This window comes from Collinsella aerofaciens, assembly GCF_015670795.1.
Classification (GTDB): domain Bacteria; phylum Actinomycetota; class Coriobacteriia; order Coriobacteriales; family Coriobacteriaceae; genus Collinsella; species Collinsella aerofaciens_Q.
In genome coordinates this window covers 108225-125575 of the sequence record NZ_JADPCJ010000002.1, presented here as the reverse complement: position 1 = coordinate 125575, position 17351 = coordinate 108225, and the positions used below count along the sequence as shown (strand labels likewise).

13 protein-coding genes and 2 tRNA genes are annotated in these 17351 nt (G+C 59.4%); 11 read left to right on the top strand and 4 right to left on the bottom strand.

The features are described 5' to 3' along the window. Positions 1–28 precede the first annotated feature (28 nt). Positions 29–3760, top strand: a complete 3732-nt coding sequence (locus I4W09_RS01600) for a Spy0128 family protein (protein WP_196031396.1) — start codon at positions 29–31, stop codon at positions 3758–3760. Continuing rightward, on the top strand, positions 3714–5396 hold the full coding sequence (locus tag I4W09_RS01595; RefSeq protein WP_196031395.1) for a SpaA isopeptide-forming pilin-related protein: 1683 nt from the start codon (positions 3714–3716) through the stop codon (positions 5394–5396). The genes I4W09_RS01600 and I4W09_RS01595 overlap by 47 nt, the downstream gene beginning before the upstream one ends. A 221-nt stretch (positions 5397–5617) precedes the next feature. Here I4W09_RS01595 and I4W09_RS01590 read toward each other — a convergent pair whose 3' ends face one another. The 4 genes from I4W09_RS01590 to I4W09_RS01575 all read right to left on the bottom strand — a co-directional run bounded on the left by I4W09_RS01590 (position 5618) and on the right by I4W09_RS01575 (position 8158). After that, a complete protein-coding gene (locus I4W09_RS01590) occupies positions 5618–6763 on the bottom strand; it encodes a DUF8173 domain-containing protein (protein ID WP_196031394.1) in 1146 nt (381 codons plus the stop codon). Positions 6764–6869: 106 nt separating this feature from the next. Beyond that, positions 6870–7559: a trimeric intracellular cation channel family protein gene (locus I4W09_RS01585; protein ID WP_230318607.1), complete on the bottom strand. Its 690-nt coding sequence runs from the start codon at positions 7557–7559 to the stop codon at positions 6870–6872. 369 nt (positions 7560–7928) lie between these two features. Further along, positions 7929–8019: transfer RNA gene (locus I4W09_RS01580), tRNA-Ser, on the bottom strand. Positions 8020–8067: 48 nt separating this feature from the next. Beyond that, a tRNA-Ser gene (locus tag I4W09_RS01575) sits at positions 8068–8158 on the bottom strand. A gap of 504 nt (positions 8159–8662) precedes the next feature. Here I4W09_RS01575 and rpsF point away from each other — a divergent pair. The 9 genes from rpsF (at position 8663) to I4W09_RS01530 (ending at position 17342) form a co-directional block, all read left to right on the top strand. Next, complete coding sequence (rpsF, locus tag I4W09_RS01570; protein WP_006235831.1) at positions 8663–8956, top strand: 30S ribosomal protein S6; 294 nt, start codon at positions 8663–8665, stop codon at positions 8954–8956. Positions 8957–9004: 48 nt separating this feature from the next. Next, entirely contained in the window at positions 9005–9457 is a 453-nt protein-coding gene (locus tag I4W09_RS01565) for a single-stranded DNA-binding protein (RefSeq protein ID WP_196031392.1), read from the top strand. A 72-nt stretch (positions 9458–9529) separates the two neighbouring features. Continuing rightward, positions 9530–9796 (top strand): 30S ribosomal protein S18, encoded by a 267-nt coding sequence (gene rpsR, locus I4W09_RS01560; protein WP_006235829.1) that lies wholly within the window; start codon positions 9530–9532, stop codon positions 9794–9796. Between the two features lie 15 nt (positions 9797–9811). Continuing rightward, positions 9812–10351, top strand: coding sequence for a 50S ribosomal protein L9 (rplI, locus tag I4W09_RS01555; protein WP_196031391.1), 540 nt, complete (start codon positions 9812–9814; stop codon positions 10349–10351). A 218-nt stretch (positions 10352–10569) separates the two neighbouring features. After that, positions 10570–11967 (top strand): replicative DNA helicase, encoded by a 1398-nt coding sequence (gene dnaB / locus I4W09_RS01550; RefSeq protein ID WP_196031412.1) that lies wholly within the window; start codon positions 10570–10572, stop codon positions 11965–11967. A gap of 93 nt (positions 11968–12060) precedes the next feature. Then, a complete protein-coding gene (locus tag I4W09_RS01545) occupies positions 12061–13347 on the top strand; it encodes an adenylosuccinate synthase (RefSeq protein WP_196031390.1) in 1287 nt (428 codons plus the stop codon). Positions 13348–13465: 118 nt separating this feature from the next. Beyond that, positions 13466–14770 carry a phosphoribosylamine--glycine ligase gene (purD, locus tag I4W09_RS01540; RefSeq protein ID WP_161160905.1) on the top strand — a complete coding sequence of 435 codons (1305 nt, stop codon included), beginning with the start codon at positions 13466–13468 and terminating at the stop codon, positions 14768–14770. Positions 14771–14791: 21 nt separating this feature from the next. Further along, positions 14792–15487, top strand: a complete 696-nt coding sequence (locus I4W09_RS01535) for an NUDIX domain-containing protein (RefSeq protein ID WP_196031389.1) — start codon at positions 14792–14794, stop codon at positions 15485–15487. An 82-nt stretch (positions 15488–15569) separates the two neighbouring features. After that, entirely contained in the window at positions 15570–17342 is a 1773-nt protein-coding gene (locus tag I4W09_RS01530; protein WP_196031388.1) for an ABC transporter ATP-binding protein, read from the top strand. Positions 17343–17351: the final 9 nt, after the last annotated feature.

Here is a 17351-nt window from a genome sequence, read left to right as displayed (position 1 = left end):
ACTGTGTTGTAGGAATTAAGGGACAACTATGAACGCACACCGCTCACGGTCGCTGGGTATGGCGACCCTGGTCTTCATTTTAATTAGCCTCACCGCCGCAGTTTTTCACGGTGCAGCCCCCGTGCGCGCCGAGGATGTGAGCGCACCAACGCCGATTGTGATTGATGAGAAGACAGCGAGCGTTACGGTTAAGCTCTATACCGACGAGTATCGTACTCAGGAGCTAAAAGGTGCCGTGACCTCTGTATCAACCCTTTACGGGGCTTTTTCGGCAAATTTCAAAACTGGCGAGGCTCCTACGCCTGGGAACAATGTTGCCGTTTACAAGTTTCCTGACACCATAGCCGTCGACGATAGCGCCGCTGTGGACCTTATGGCGGGAACGGGCACCGATGCCGTAAGAGCTGGCACATGGGAGATTAAAAACAACAAGGCCATCTTTACGTTCGACAAGGCGTGGCTCGCGAAAAACCCTGCGAACATCCATGTCGCGGCCAGCTTCTCGTTCCAGCTTAAAAACAAGGACGTTGGTTCTGGTGGCGTGACATCTGTCGTGTTCCCCGGCGTGGGGAAGGTCGATATTTCCACCAAGGACGGTAGCGTTAAGGGAGAGAAGTCGGGGGTTTTCTCTCAGGGCTCCAACGGCGTGGCCAAGGTCACCTGGACCGTTAAGCTCACCGTCGAGCCGTATGCCACAAGCGTTAAGTTCACCGATACGCTAGGCGAGAACTTCAGCTTTGTGGAGGGCAGCTTTAAGCTTGACGGCAAGACGATTGAATCGCAGCCAACAATCGAAGGTCAGACCGCGACCATCGAGAACTTGGGCAGCCTTCTCCGGGGTGTCCATACGATTACGTATGAAACCAAGCTGAAGAGCGACGTCTCCGTGAACAACGGCGAGTATATCAACGAACAGGGAGGCTCCAAAAACACGGCAGCGTGGGAATGGGGCGGCCCTAACGATCGCCAGAACGGCACGGCCACGGCTGCTCCTAGTCAATTTCGTTATGACATGATCAACAAGTCCAACGGCTCGGGCACGTCGTCGGACATCAAATGGACGGTCAGGCTCAACCAAGGCGAGCTCAAGGCCGACATGAGTGGCTGCAAGTTCACCGATAAGCTGGACAATAAACAAACGTATTCGGGGAGCTACTACACAGTTTACAAGGGTACGTCGGAATCGGATGGAGTCAGGATCGACGAGGGTGCCCTTGATTCGTCGAAAGATACCTTTTCCTATACGTTTCGGGACGACCTAGACGATAAGTATGCCACCTACTGCATCGTTTATCACACCAGGATGAACGATACGAATTCCTATGACACCGTGCACAACAATGCGACTATCGAGCATGAAGGCCGCGTCTTGGGAGCAGCCGAAGGCAAGTTTACGCCGCAGCTGATGGGTACGCCGATCACCAAGAGGCGCGTGAGCTCCGACGAGGCCGGGACGACGGGCAGGGCGACGTGGGAGACGAAGGTCGCGCTGAAAGCGATCGTTAATGCGGTCCATCCGGACAAGGTGACGGTGAAGGATACGTTTCAGTCGGCGTGGTCGCAAAATCTCGGCATCGACGTAGACTCCATTTCCATCACAATCGGCGAAACTGTGCTGAAACGGGGCCAGAACGCTGACTGGGACCTGACGGCCAACTGGACGGTCGGTGGAACAAAAAGAAATTTCAACCTTGATATAAATGTGAACGACAAGGTAAAGGCCGCCCTCGAGAACGAGGACTACGCCGTCATCACCTACACCACCACGTCCGATGCGTTGCCGGGCTGGTACTCGAACTTCGCGTCGGTCAGTGCGTCGGGCCTGAACCTTCAGCGGCAGTACACCGACCTCGTTATGTACGTTGTCAACAAAGAAACGACGCCTGCGGTCGAGAAGCCGGAAGCGGAGTCGAAGGTGTCTTGGAACGAGAGCTTCGACTGGAGCTCCGTCGACGGCTCGGCAGAGAAGGGTGCTTGGCTCGTCGACTGGACAGTGTACGCGAACCGCCAGCAGGGCAACAAGGGCGCAAATGGTGAGTACGAATACTACGGAGCCGGAAAACTCGGCAACAAACCTCTGAATATTGTCGACACCTTTCCGGACGGTATGAGCTACGTTGTGAATTCCGGCAAATACACGCTCGTGCAGAATCCCTACGATCAGCATGCCGGCTACGGTAGCGGAAGCGAGGCAGAGACGATCATTTCGGGCAAACAGCTCGATGCCGGCAACGTGAAAAGCAACGGTAGCACGGTCACCTTCTCCATTCCTACAACAGAGCTTGGTGAATTTGCTGGTTACGCCAAGCTTACGTATCGGACGGCGGTCAAGCGAGGTAAGCTCGACACCTCTACGAACGAGGTGAAGTTCACTAATTCTGCCAGCGCTAAGTCGGGTGAGAAGGAGTTCAGCTCTGGCAGCGGAACCGTCACCATCAAGAACAACGTTATCAACAAGACCGGCGAGCGGGTCACTGACAGCAATCGCATCAAGTACACCATTCTGGTCAACGAGTCTGCGGTTGCCCTTAAGAGCGGCACTGACTTCCTCGAGCTCGTCGACACCATGGATGCCAAGTGCACGTTGGTGCCGTCTACGCTTAAGGTCTATGAGCGGATGAATGGTGCCTGGTCACCGCTGGCTGATGAGGACTATTCATCGGAGATGGAGCAAGTCAAGGATGAATCTGGCTCGCGTACGAAGCTGACACTTAACGTGCCCGATAAGAAGTATCTCAAAGTCGAGTATGAGGTGATCCCGAGCGGAAATCCTGGCGATGAAGTTTCTCTTTCCAACACCGCCATGCTCACGGGGGTGACTGATGGCTCCGCGATCGATGATCAAAAATGGATTGTCAAGAGCGCTTCTGCTACCGCAGGTGGCAACGGCTACGGCATCACGATGACCAAATACGACGCCCAGCAGGTCGGCGCGACGCTCGAGGGTGCGGAGTTTACGCTCTACAGTGTGGCCATGGATGGCGCCGGTGAGACTGATGAGGAATTCCAGACTGCCAAGACCGATGGCAGCGGAAAAATCTCGTTCGGCACGAGCACCAAAAAGATGACTAATTGCGTGCTCTACAAGCTTGTGGAGTCGAAGGCGCCTGAGGGGTACGATACAACAAGCCCCACATGGATCATGCTCAAGGGCGATGCGACTACGGAGGAATATCAGGCCGCGCTTGAAAAGGCGAGGGACGTTGTCGGGAACGCGGAGATCATCGGCGATGCCGAGAAGGACAAGATTTGGATCTACGATAATCGCCTGACGGTATCCACGGAAATCAAAGCAAAGAAAGTGCTTGAAGGTGGAACCTTCAAGGAAGGACAGTTCTCGTTCGAGCTCAAGGACGGCGAGGGCAAGGTGCTCCAGACGGTGACTAATGACGCCGAGGGGAACGTCTCTTTTCCCGTCGAGTACAACAAGGCGGGAACCTATACCTACAAGATCTCCGAGGTCGTTCCCAAGGACGCCGAGGGCAACGTCAAGGATCACATTACCTATGACACGACCGAGCACAAGGTTAAGGTTGTCGTGGCTAATGGCGACGGAAAGCTCGATGTCACCGTCACCTACGATAACGACTCTCCGACTCCACCGACCTTTACCAACAAGTATTCGACCACGCTTCCCGAGGCGGGCGGGGCTGGCTTGACTATGACGTATCTGGCTGGCGCTTCGCTGCTGTGCTTTGCCGCGACATGGATGCATGCTCACCGCCATCGCGATCAAGATCGAGGTGGTCGCCGTGAGTAGGCTTTGGTACCGCTTGTTGGCCGTCGCGACGATAGCTACGGTCGCTATGTTCTCTTTTGCGATGCTGCCCAGGACGGCTCGTGCTGCCGACACCGGTGCCATTACGGTGGACGGTACAGTCGCGACGCGGTATGACGCGTACCAGCTCTTTTCGGCGACAGTTATCGATGATGACGATGCTGGCCATAAAATTGCAACTGACGTAACGTGGGCGAATGGCGCGGTTTGTCAAGCCGTTCTTCCCGTGCTTCATGATGCGGGGCTTGATGGCTCGGCATCGGCGGCGCAAGAGACTGCCGAATGGATGAATGCCGGCGGGCATATGACGACCGCGCTGACGGCAAAGCTTGCCCACGCGATTTGCAATGCCGACGCAACTTCCGTGGCCCTTAACGCGGACACGGCGGCCGAGCTGCCCTGTGGATACTGGCTCATCGTCGCCGACGACGACGCCATCGCCCAGAACGAGGCCGGTACCGCGCCGATCATGGCCCTGGTGGGCGGCAGCGCCGTCACCGTCAGGCCCAAGGCGGCGACGCCCAAGGTGTCCAAGCACGTGCTGGAGGACAGCGCCGCCGCATGGCAGAAGGCCGCCGACGCCACGGTCGCCGACGACCTGTACTGGCGCCTCTCGGCTACGGTCCCGGCGGGTCTTACCGCCTACGACACCTATACGGTGCGGTTCGTCGACACCATGAGCGCGGGGCTCGACCCCTCCAAGGTGGCCGCGAGCATGCGCGTGTACGTGGCGGCGGGCGCGGACGGCGGCTTCGACGCCGTCGCATGTGAGGGCGGCAACGCCAGCTCGACGCCGGCTAAAGGGTGGACAGACATTACTTCACAGTGCAAGGTCTCGATCGAGGGCAATGCCTTCACCGTGTGCACCGGCGACCTGGTCGCCGCGCTCGGCGGGGCCGACGCCTTTACCGCGGGCGCCCGCATGGTCGCTGTCTACAATGCGCCGTTGGGGGCCAACTGCAATCAAGGCGCTACCAAGGGCAACCCCAACGAGGTCTACCTGCGTTACCCGCGCTCTCCCCTCGCCGACCAGTCCGGCGACGCCGGATTCACCCGCACGCCGAGCGATGACGCGTGCGCCTACACCTGGGGACTCAGTCTGATCAAGCGCTCAAGCTCGGACGATAAGCCGCTCGCGGGCGCCAAACTGCGCATCATCGACGACCGCGGTCGCATCCTAACGACTGACGGCTCGTGGTCGACGGATGCCGACGCGTGCATCACCACGGACGCGGATGGCCATGTGGAATTGAGCGGTGTGGACGCGGGTGTCTATACCGTCGAGGAAATCGCGGCACCCAAGGGCTACACCGCCTTTGAGGGCAAGCGTACGGTGACGGTTACGGCTGAGGGTCTGGACGTTAAACAAGTGGCGACCGCGAAGCCCAAGGTGACCGTATCGGTCGAAAACCCTCTGCGGGTTGATACCGCCGATGCCAGGACGGGTTCGATTGAGCTGTCGGTGCTCAACACCCCAAGCAAAGAAGCAGGTCGAGGCTTTATGCCCTCGACGGGAGATAGAACGTTGGTACTGGTGGCGGTTTTGGCTGCCATCGGAGTGGCGGCTATTGTTGTCGCGCTCGTCATCAAGCGGGGAGGAGGTCGCCGTGAAAAATAATTGCCCTTCTTGCTCAATGGCGTACTGCCTCCGTAGCGAGTGACGCACAGGCCTACCGACCTGATGATCATTGGTTTTGAAAAAGTTACTAGAGAACCCTCCAAGAAAAGCGGGGCACCCGGTCGATGCGATCGGGTGCCCCGCTTCGTTTGTTGGCGCAAAGTAACCTGACCCCTTTGCACCACCACAAAGGTGCTCGGCATCTTTGTAGTGGTTAGCTGCTAAGCGGTGGGGAGTCCTGGCGTGTTAGCCGGCTGCTGCGGTTTGAGGTGGGCGTTGCGCCAGATGATTTGGATGATGTAGCCGAGTGTAAAGACGAAGGCCACGCCGCTGATGAAGTCGCCTACGAGAGGAAGCCCCGTGAGGGCGCCTGCAATCACGCCGCCCACAGCCGCCATGGCGTAGCGGTTCTGGCTGTTTCCGACCATGCGCGCGATCGCGCACCCCGCAAAGGCGCTCGACACCAGTGCGATGCCAATAACACCGCACAAGAGGGCTCCGGCAAGCGACAGACCGGCGATAGAGATAATCAGCAATAGGACGGCGGGGACGATAGCAATCGTGCTCAGAAGACCGCTCACCCACAGGGGCATGGGGCGCTGGTGGAGCATGCCGGCGGCGCTGGCGGTCGCGCGCGGAAAGACGAGCTCGAGCAGCAGAGCGACAAAGCAGGTCGAGAGTGCCGCGGCGACGATACCGCCGATGACATCGTTAACGGTGGAAGTATCCTCGTTCTCGGTGCGGTCGATCTTGAGCGCGCCGACCTCGGCTCCCGCGGCACGCTCGGGGTCCTCGGAGACGTGCGCGTTCACGGTGCCGGTGATGTGGGCGTTCTTGCCCAGGATGAGCTTGTCGGCCCAAACCTCGACATCGCCCTCGACGGTGCCATCGATGGTCACCGTATCGCCCGCAAGCGCTGCCGACTTGGTGGAGCCGCGCAGGGCAACCGTCTCACCTATCGCGTAGAAACAGTTGGCGGTGCTGTCGGAATTGAGCACAACGTGCTGACCGACGACCGTGACGCTGCCATCAACCGTGGTCTTGGCGATATCGATAGTGCGTGCCGCCAAGCGGACGGCGCCGCCCACCGTGCAGTCGCGGATAGAGAGGGTATCGCCCGCGGCGATGATATCGCGGTCAATGGACGCATCGTCCAAGTTGAGGGCCTGGCCGGCCCAGTACAGGTCACCTTCGACGCCGGACGAATTGGCGTCATTGTCGGTCGCAAGTACGTTGCCTGCGGTGTCCGTGCCGGCGAACGACGCCGTGGGAAGCGCGGTGACCGCTAGAGCGATGAGCGCGAATAAGATCGTGATGCGGCCCCACGCTTTACGGCGCTGGGTCGACGGGAATTGATTACAGGGCATAGTGAATCCTTCGTCAGATGCTCGACATGCACCTAACAGGGTACCCAACGCGTGGGCGCTCTAAAAGAACCTCTCGGTTGCATTTCGAAGGATGAGCCCGCGCCACCTACTTTTTGCGGTGCAAAAAGCGTGCGATGTCATCCTCGGTGGGGCTTTTGATATCAAAGCGCAGCGACAGCCAGCGTAGTCCCATGGTCACCACGACGCAAACGACCAGTGCGACGACATTGCTGACCAAGCCGCTCATGACAAGGCAAACATAGCTTGCCGATCCGGCGATGGCCGCGATGGCATAGAAGTTGGTGCGCTGGAAGATACCCGGCACCACACCCATAAAACCATCTCGCAGCATGCCGCCGCCCACCGCGGTAAAAAAGCCCATCATGATGCACACCGCCGGCGCAAAGCCGTAGACCAGCGCCTTGTCTGCGCCGGTTGCCGCATAAATACCCACCGAGATGATATCGAGCAGGGGAATGAGCTTTTCGGGCTTGTCGACGATTGCCGGGAAGATGTAGATGATGGCCGCGGTGGCGATGGAGAGCGGGAGCGCCATCGGTTGGTTGAGGATGTAGACGTTGCCCACCTGCAGCGTCATATCGCGCAAAAGACCGCCGCCCAGTCCACAGACCACGGCGAGCGCGACGGCGCCCACCAGGTCGAGTTTGTGCTCGCGTGCGACCAACACGCCCGAGATCGATGCCGCGCCGACGGCGAACATCTCGAGCCAAAACGGGATGGCAACCATGGCATCCGAGGCGTGTGCGGTAACGATCATAGCGGCGGCAACGGGCAAGATGGGGTCCTTTGAGTTACGGGTTTAGACAATGCCCGTACATAGTACATGTTCGGCGCCGATTGCGACCCTATTGCTCGGCAAACGGTCGGGACTGGGTACGGTCATAGGTTCCATGTTAGGGGATCCGGGTTGATGCTGAACGCGATGGGGGCGTGGTCGAATAGGAGGGATGTCCAAATTTTGAGCTCCGCTCAAAATTTATCCGGTCGGCTTGCGCCGACCGCGCTGCGCTAAAAACGCGCCACGGGCGCGTTTTCTTTACGCTCCGTGCTCTGGCGGGTTCGAATCCCTCCTCCTCCGCCATATTTGCTTGTTAGGGACTCAAAACAAAAAAGCTCCCATTCCCGGGAGCTTTCTCAACCAAAATGGCGGAGGAGGAGGGATTCGAACCCTCGTGACCTTATACAGGCCAAACGGTTTTCGAGACCGCCGCATTCAACCACTCTGCCACCCCTCCGCGTGGGGTAAAAACAAAGCAGGCTCGAAGGCCTGCTTTGGAATTAACTGGCGGAGAGTCAGGGATTTGAACCCTGGAGACGCTTTTGACGCCTACACGATTTCCAATCGTGCTCCTTCGGCCACTCGGACAACTCTCCGTTAAATGCGAAAGTCAGTATACACGAGGAATCGCAAAGTGCAAACAGAAAAGTTGGCATTTTTTAAAACGCTTGGCCGCGCTTGGCGTTGCAGTGGGGTTTGAGGTGCCAAAAAACGGCTTCCGACCAGCCTGGTTGATCAACTCAATTGTTCAAAAGGGGTATTCATAAGCGACTTGGCAATGAATATAAAAATCTTTGGGTGGTGTTGTGGACCACTGGTATGCATTTTGCGACCACAGCCTTGTGCCCGTTGACCTGTGGCTTGGCTCAGCTTGTCCCCACGGCACCGTATCTTGTCCACAGATCCGTCAAGCTTTTGGTCGGCATTTGGTTGGAATGCGCATGAAACGTCGTGCGAGTATGGGCATATGTGGAGGTCATGAGGTTGTAGCTGCAAATTCTTGCAGCCTAGGAGGTTGAAAGATATTATTACCAAGTCTTTTCCTGCTTCAGGCGCACCTTCACGACCTGAAGCCACATTTGCCCAGAGGAGGTGACAATATGAAGGCTTATGAACTGCTGTTCTTTGTTGACCCGTCGCTCGACCCCGAGACTCGTCTCGCTGTTATGAAGCGTATCGATACCACGATCGCTGAGGGCGCTGGCAAGGTCGACTCCGTTGACGAGTGGGGCAAGCGCAAGCTCGCCTACGAGATCAACGACCTCACCGATGGTGACTACACCCTCATCAACTTCCACGCAGATCCTACCCAGATCGCCGAGCTTGATCGCGTCCTGCGCATCACCGACGCTGTGGTCCGCCACATGATCGTCCGTCGCGACGACCAGGAGTAAGACTGTCGTTTTGGACTGGGCTTGTGCCCCAAGAGGAAGTAGTGAGTTATGAGCATCAATCGAGTGAACATCACCGGTAACCTCACCCGCGATCCCGAGCTGCGCGCCACCGCCGGCGGAACCCAGGTTCTGTCCTTTGGCGTTGCCGTGAACGATCGTCGCCGCAACGCGCAGACTGGCGAGTGGGAGGACTATCCCAACTTTGTCGACTGCACCATGTTCGGCACCCGCGCCGAGGCCGTGAGCCGTTTCCTGGCAAAGGGAAACAAGGTCGCGATCGAGGGCAAGCTGCGCTACAGCTCTTGGGAGCGCGACGGCCAGCGCCGGAGCAAGCTTGAGGTCATCGTCGATGAGATTGAGTTTATGAGCTCCCGTGGTGGCCAGGGTGGCTACGATCAGGGCGGTTACGCCCCCGCAGCTCCCGCGCCCGCAGCACGTCCCACCGCACCGGTGGCTACGCCGCCCGCGGTCGACGTCTACGATGAGGACATCCCGTTCTAAGGGTTGTTCACCTATTTTTGAGTGAGAGGCGGCTTCGGTTCGCCGAAGTTGCCAAATGAAAGGTATTTTGACATGGCTAATGATTTTTCTGCACGTCAGCCGCGTCGTAAGTACTGCCAGTTCTGCAAGGAGAACACTGAGTTCATCGACTATAAGGACACTCAGCTTCTCCGTAAGTACATGACCGACCGTGGCAAGATCAAGCCCCGTCGCGTCACTGGCGCTTGCACGCAGCATCAGCATGACATCGCCAACGCCATCAAGCGCGCCCGCGAGATGGCTCTCCTGCCGTACACCGTCCCCGTGGTTTCCTCTCGTGGCAACCGCGACCGCGGCTAAGAAGGGAGACGCATCATGAAGGTTATTCTTCTCGATGAGATCAAGGGCAAGGGCGGCGAGGGTGACGTCGTAGAGGTCGCTCAGGGTTACGCTGAGAACTTCCTGTTCCCCAAGAAGCTCGCTGTTGCCGCCACCAAGGGCAACCTCAAGCAGCTTGACGAGCGTCGCAACAACATCGCCAAGCGCGAGGCCGTCCGTCTGGCTACCGCCAACGAGACCAAAGCTGCCTTTGAGGGCAAGACGGTCACCGTTGACGTCAAGGTCGGCGACGAGGGCATCCTCTTTGGCTCCGTTACCGCCGCTATGATCGCTGACGCCATCAAGGCTCAGCTCGGTATGGACATCGACCGCAAGCGCGTCGAGCTCGGTAAGCCCATCAAGGTTGCCGGTGCCCACACCGTTGCCATCTCGCTGTATCGCGAGATCAAGGCCGAGGTTGTCGTTCTCGTCGGCGTTACCGCCGAGGAGCTCGCTGCCGAGGCTGAGGTCGAGGAGGCCGCCGAGACCGCCGAGGCCGAGACCGCCGAGGTCGAGACTGAGGCTGCTGCCGAGTAGCATTTGCTGCAACGCAACAATCTTGTTCTAAGAAGGGCGCTCTGGGAAACCGGGGCGCCCTTTTGTTTTTTGCGCTGAGTGAGTGTTGTGGTGAACGTCGCGTCAAAATCCTATATACAGGACCGTTCATCCGTTTGGTTCGGTGATGATTGGCGGCGCGCGGCGCGTTTTGGGACCGTGGCTGATACTATGGATGCTCGCAAGCGATATGAATGAGGATGCTCATGGCATATGACGATAGGGAGACCGGGCTGACGGTCGAGGACCGCGGCTCAAAGTTGGGTCTTCCCCAAAACCAAGATGCAGAGGCCAATGTACTGGCCGCTATGCTGCTATCGCCCGAGGTGGTCGAAGAGGCCCAGGTCGAGCTGCAGCCCGATGACTTCTACCGGCCCATTCATAAGACCATCTATACTGCGATGGTCGATATGTACAACAGCCGCATTCCCATCGACTCCATCTCGCTGATCGATTACCTGCGAAGCATCAACAAGCTCGATGCCGTGGGCGGCGAGGCGTACATTTTGGAGCTGATGGGTCATACCCTGTCGCTCGTCAACTGGCAGCACCATGCCGCCATCGTTCGCCGCGATTCGATGCTGCGCGAGCTGATCGGCGCCACCAACGAGATCAACGCGCTGGCATATAACGCCCCCACCGACACCAAAGAGGTTGTCGAGCTGGCCGAGAGCAAGCTGCTCAAGGTCACGGCACGCGAGGTCAAGTCGAGCTACAAGACGCTGACCGAGTTTATGGTCGAGGCCTATAACGAGGCCGAGGAAGTGTGCCAGGCCGGTGGCCAGGCTGCGGGCGTGCCCACGGGCTTCCCGTCGCTCGACCGCATGCTCATGGGTTTTCGCGAAGGCCAGCTCATCATCATCGGTGCCCGTCCTGCCGTGGGTAAGACGTCGTTCGCTCTGAATCTGGCGCTCAACGCTGCCGCTGCTGGTTATACCGTCGGCTTCTTCTCGCTGGAGATGTCGGGCAAGGAAATTGCCCAGCGTCTGATTTGCGCCTATGCCATGATCTCGATCAGTGATTTCCGCATGGGCCGCATTAGCCCCGAGCAGTGGGCCAATATCAACGAGGCCACGCAGACCTTGTCCAAGCTGGATATTCTGATTGACGATACGCCCGGCACCACAGTGACCGAGATTCGCGCCAAGAGCCGCCGCATGCTCCATAACAAGGAGAAGGCAATCATCATCCTGGACTACCTGCAGCTGGTGAGTCCTCCGCCGGGACGCCGCTCCGAGAGCCGTACCGTCGAGGTTTCGGAGATGTCGCGTGGTCTGAAGATCATGGCCAAGGAGCTCAAGATCCCGCTCATCGCGCTATCGCAGCTCTCGCGTCAGGTCGAATCCCGTACCGGCAAGCGTCCGCAGCTTTCCGACCTTCGTGAATCGGGCTCTATCGAGCAGGACGCCGATATCGTCATGTTCTTGGACCGCTCCGCCGACGAGGCCGAAGCCTCGCGCGACGATCGACCCGACGAGGGCGTTACGCGTATCGTCGTGGCCAAGAACCGTTCGGGCCCGATCGGCGACGTCGATCTGATGTTCCTGCCGGCATCCACCAAGTTTTATGAGCTTGATGGGGCACATGCCGAGGAGTAGGACAGGCGCCCGTTGCACGGGTATACTGGGAATGTTTTGTGCTTCTGCGTGCCGGCGTGGCGCGTAGACAGTCCATGAATGTAAGGAGTAAACATGCCGTCAACCGTTTTGGTCGGTGCCCAGTGGGGCGATGAGGGCAAGGGTAAGATTTGCGACCTGGTCGCCGGCGACTTCGATGCCGTCGTGCGCTACTCGGGCGGCAACAACGCCGGTCACACCATCGTCGTCAACGGCAAGAAGTACGGCCTGCACCAGGTGCCCTCTGGCATCATGTATTCTGACCACGTGTCGGTGATCGGTAACGGCTGCGTCGTCAACCCCAAGGTTGTCCTTGGGGAGATCGACATGTTCGAGGCCGACGGCATCACCACCAAGAACCTCAAGATTAGCGGCAACGCGCATGTCATCATGCCGTACCACATCGATCTGGATGGCGCCTTTGAGCAGAAGCTCGGCAAGAAGAACATCGGTACCACCAAGCGTGGCATCGGTCCGTGCTATCAGGACAAGATGGCCCGCATTGGCCTGCGCATGCAGGACATGCTGGACGAGGCGCTGTTCCGCGACAAGCTTGAGACCGCTCTCGCCCGCGTGAACCCCGAGCTCGAGCTCATCTACAACCTGCCCACCTACACCGTGGACCAGATTTGCGACGAGTACCTGCCGATGGCCGAGCGCCTGCGTCCCTACATCACCGAGACGAGCCTGCTGCTCAACAACATGATCGATGAGGGCAAGAACCTGCTGTTTGAGGGCGCCCAGGCGACGCTGCTCGACATCGACCACGGCACCTATCCGTACGTGACGTCTTCCAACTGCACCGCCGGCGGCGCCATCACCGGCTCCGGCGTGGGCATGAAGAACGTCGACCGCGTACTGGGCGTCATGAAGGCCTATATCACTCGCGTCGGTTCGGGCCCCATGCCCACCGAGCTTTCCTATGAGTCCGAGGCCGGTCACACGCTGACCGAGGAGGGCTACGAGTACGGCGTGACCACCGGTCGCCGTCGTCGCTGCGGCTGGTTCGACGGCCCCATCGCCAACTACGCCTCGCGCGTCAACGGCCTCACCGATATCGCCATGACCAAGCTCGACGTGCTTTCGGCTTTCGACACCATCAAGGTGTGCGTGGCCTACGACGTCGATGGTGAGCGCTATACCAGCGTGCCCGAGCATCAGGTTCGCTTTGAGCACGCCAAGCCCATCTACGAGGAGCTTCCTGGCTGGAAGTGCGATATCACCGGCTGCCGCAGCTTTGAGGAGCTGCCGCAGGAGGCTCAGGACTACGTGGCGTTTATCGAGGATCTGGCACACACCCGCGTGACGTTCATTGGCGTTGGCGCTGGTCGCGAGCAGATCATCAACCGATTCTGGAAGTAATCGGGACTATTTGGTTATTGCGATATACCCCTTTGCAGCCCGGACGGGCGGCCGAGGGGTATATTTGCTTGCAAAGGGCTCGCGCGGAGCGGGCCGTTCATCCATAGAGGAGGCACCCTTGAAGGCGGACACTCAAACCATCGACATCCTGTTGTTGGGCAGCGGCGGCCGTGAGCATGCTTTGGCAGCTAAGCTCGCAGCATCACCGCGCGCCGGCAAGCTCTACATCGCGCCGGGTAACGGCGGCACCGCGAGCTGCGGCGAGAACGTTGTTCTCGACGACTGCGATCCTGCGGCCGTGGCGGCGTTTGCGCAGAGCCACGGATGCGGACTCGTGGTAATTGGCCCCGAGGCTCCGCTCGTGGCGGGCGTGGCCGACGCCGTGCGCGCGGCGGGTATTCCCTGCTTTGGCCCGGGTGCCGAGGGCGCCCAGATGGAGGGCTCCAAGCTGTTCTCCAAGCAGCTCATGGAGCGTGCGGGCATTCCGACGGCGGCCTATGGTTCGTTTACCGACGAGGCTTCGGCTCTCGCCTACGTGCGCGAGCAGGGCGCCCCGCTGGTCGTGAAGGCCGACGGCCTTGCCGCGGGCAAGGGCGTTATCGTGGCGACCGAACTTGAGCAGGCCGAGGAGGCCGTGCGCGAGTGCTTTGGCGGCACCTTTGGCGATGCCGGCAATACCGTGGTCATCGAGGAGATGCTCGTTGGTCCCGAGTGCTCGCTGCTGGCCTTTACCGACGGCAAGACCGTGCGCCCCATGGCCACCTCGCAGGACCACAAGCGCGCGCTCGAGGGCGACAAGGGCCCCAACACCGGCGGCATGGGCGTCTACAGCCCGGTGCCCATTGTGACCGACGAGGAGCACGCCACCATGGTGAAGGTCATGGAGCAGACCGTGGCTGAGCTCGCCGCCGAGGGCATCGACTACCGCGGCTGCCTGTACGGCGGCTTTATGCTCACGCCTGCCGGCCCCAAGGTGCTGGAGTTCAATGCCCGCTTTGGCGACCCCGAGACGCAGGTCGTTCTGCCGCGCCTTAAGAACGACCTGGTCGAGGTCATGTTGGCTTGTGCCAACTGCGAGCTCGACCAGATTGAACTCGACTGGCGTGACGAGTGGGCCGTGGCCGTTGTCCTGACGAGTGCGGGTTATCCCGGCAGCTACGAGAAAGGCAAGGTCATTACCGGTATCGCCGATGCCGAGGCCATGGAGAACGTGACCGTGTACCACGCGGGCACTGCCGTGGTGGACGGCCAGCTCGTGACCAATGGTGGCCGCGTGCTTGCCGTGACCGCTCTGGGCGACACGTTCGAGAACGCTCGCAACCTTGCCTACGAGGCCTGCGAGAAGATTGATTTTGAGGGTAAGACCCTGCGTCACGATATCGGCCTGCGCGCGCTGCGCGGCCGAGACGCCTGGGATGCCTAAAGTCCGAAAGGAATGAGACGGATGGACGAGAAGAACGAAGAGCTCGTGGATGCGCAGATCGTCGAGGAGGACAGCCGCGTGTATGGGCACGCCGAGGGCGAGCCTGGCGGCGAGGTCGCTGACGAGCCGGCGCTGGTGCTGGGCGACGACGACCCGCACGATGCCGAGCTGCACGAGAAGATTCTTTCGGAGGAGTGCGCCTGGAAGGGCAAGATCCTCGACGTCCACCGTCTTGAGGTTGAGCTGCCCAACGGTCACCGCAGCGCCCGCGATATCGTTCGCCATCCGGGTGCGGCGGCCGTTGTGGCGCTGACCGAGAGCGGCAAGATCGTACTGGTGCGTCAGTACCGCACCGCCATCGACCGCGTGACGGTCGAGATTCCCGCCGGCAAGCTCGATCCAGGCGAGGACCCGCTCGATTGCGCCAAGCGCGAACTGCATGAGGAGACGGGCTTTAGGGCCGGTCGTATTCGCTTTTTGACGTCGATTGTCACGTCCTGCGGTTTTTGCGATGAGATCATCCACATCTACTTGGCTACCAAGCTCGAGTTTGATGCGCCCAACCCCGATGATGACGAGTTTGTCAACGTGGACCTGGTGCCGCTGCACGAGCTGATCGATGCCGTGCTCGACGGCAAGATCGAAGACGCCAAGACCGTCGTGGGTGCGCTTGCCTGCGACAGCATCGCGCACCGCCTTGGGGGCACGGAGCTTTAACGAGTGGGGATAGCCCTGGGACAAGTACTACTGATTGCTTTGTCCCAGGGCCTTACGTTGCTGATATTTCTTTGAGGATCACATGCTGAAGAGGTTTCTTTCGTATTACAAGCCCCAGATGGGGCTTTTTGTTGCTGATACTGTTTGTGCTCTGGTGCTTGCCGCCATTGACCTGGCGTTCCCCATTATCCTGCGCAATTTGACCGGTGGGCTGTTTACTCAGGGTCAGGCTGCCATTATGCAGGCGCTCGGCATGATCGCGGTGGGCTTGGTGCTGATGTATGCCGTCCGCTGCGCCTGCCGCTATTTTGTGAGCTATTGGGGTCACGTGATGGGCGCGCGTATGGAGTCCAAAATGCGCGAGGACCTGTTCGACCAGTATGAGCGCTTTAGCTTTGCATACTTCGACCGCAACAGCTCGGGCGACATGATGAGCCGCGTGGTCAACGACCTGTTCGATATCTGCGAGGCGGCGCACCACGTGCCCGAGTGGATCATCATCTGCGGCATCGAGATCATCGGCTCGTTTGTGATCCTCTTTACCATTGCCCCGGTGCTGGCGCTCGCCATGGCCGTGGTGACGGCGGCGTTTGCGGTCATCATGTTTTGGCAGAACATGCGCATGCGCGAGGTCTTTAGCGACAACCGCAAAAAAATCAGCGGCATCAATGCGCAGCTGCAGGATTCGCTGGCGGGCATGCGTGTGGTCAAGAGCTTTGCCAATGAGGAGACCGAACGCTTCAAGTTGCGCGCCTCAAACAATCGCTATCTTTCGTCCAAGGAGAACATGTATCACGCCATGGGCGTCTATACCGCGACGTATGGCCTGCTCTCGGGTGTGCTCTATGTGATCGTGGTGCTGCTGGGCGGCTGGCTGGTCGCCCAGGGACAGCTGCAGGCGGTCGATATGGCGACCTTTGCACTCTATATTTCGCTGTTCTGCACGCCGCTTGAGACGCTCGTCAATTCGGCCGAAACGTATCAGAAGGCTATCGCCGGCTTTAAGCGTATGGACGAGGTGCTCTCGACCGCGCCGGATATCCAGGACAAGCCGGGCGCCACGGATCTGCAGGTGACTGCCGGCGCCGTGGAGTATCACGACGTGTGCTTTAACTACGAGGACGTTGAGCTGGGCGAGGGCGATGCCGACGAGCGTCCCGTTATCGACCATATGGATCTGTCCATCAAGCCCGGGCAGACCATCGCTTTGGTTGGCCCTTCGGGCGGTGGCAAGTCCACGACCTGTTCGCTGTTGCCGCGCTTTTATGACGTGGCTGCCGGATCCATTAGCATCGATGGCCAGGACGTGCGTGATGTGACGCAGCAGAGCCTGCGTCGCGCCATCGGCCTGGTGCAGCAGGATGTCTATCTGTTTGACGGTACGATTGGCGAGAACATCGCCTACGGCAAGCCGGGCGCTACGGCGGAAGAGATCGCCGAGGCGGCCCGTCGCGCCAACATCGATGCCTTTATCGAGTCGCTTCCACAGGGCTATGACACGGTCGTGGGCGAGCGCGGCAGCCGTCTTTCGGGCGGACAGAAGCAGCGCGTTGCCATCGCGCGTGTGTTTCTCAAGAATCCCAAAATCTTGATCTTGGACGAGGCGACGAGTGCTTTGGATAACGAGAGCGAGGAGGCGGTGCAGGAGTCGCTCGAAGAGCTGGCACGCGGCCGTACCACAATCATCATCGCCCACCGTCTCTCGACCATTAAACACGCCGATGAGATTGCGACCGTTGAGCATGGTCGCGTTGTGGAGCGTGGCACGCACGAGGAGCTTCTCGCCCGTGGCGGCACCTATGCCCGTTACTATCGAATGCAGTTCGAAGGTGCGCGTACGCACGAGCTCGACTGATTGATATGA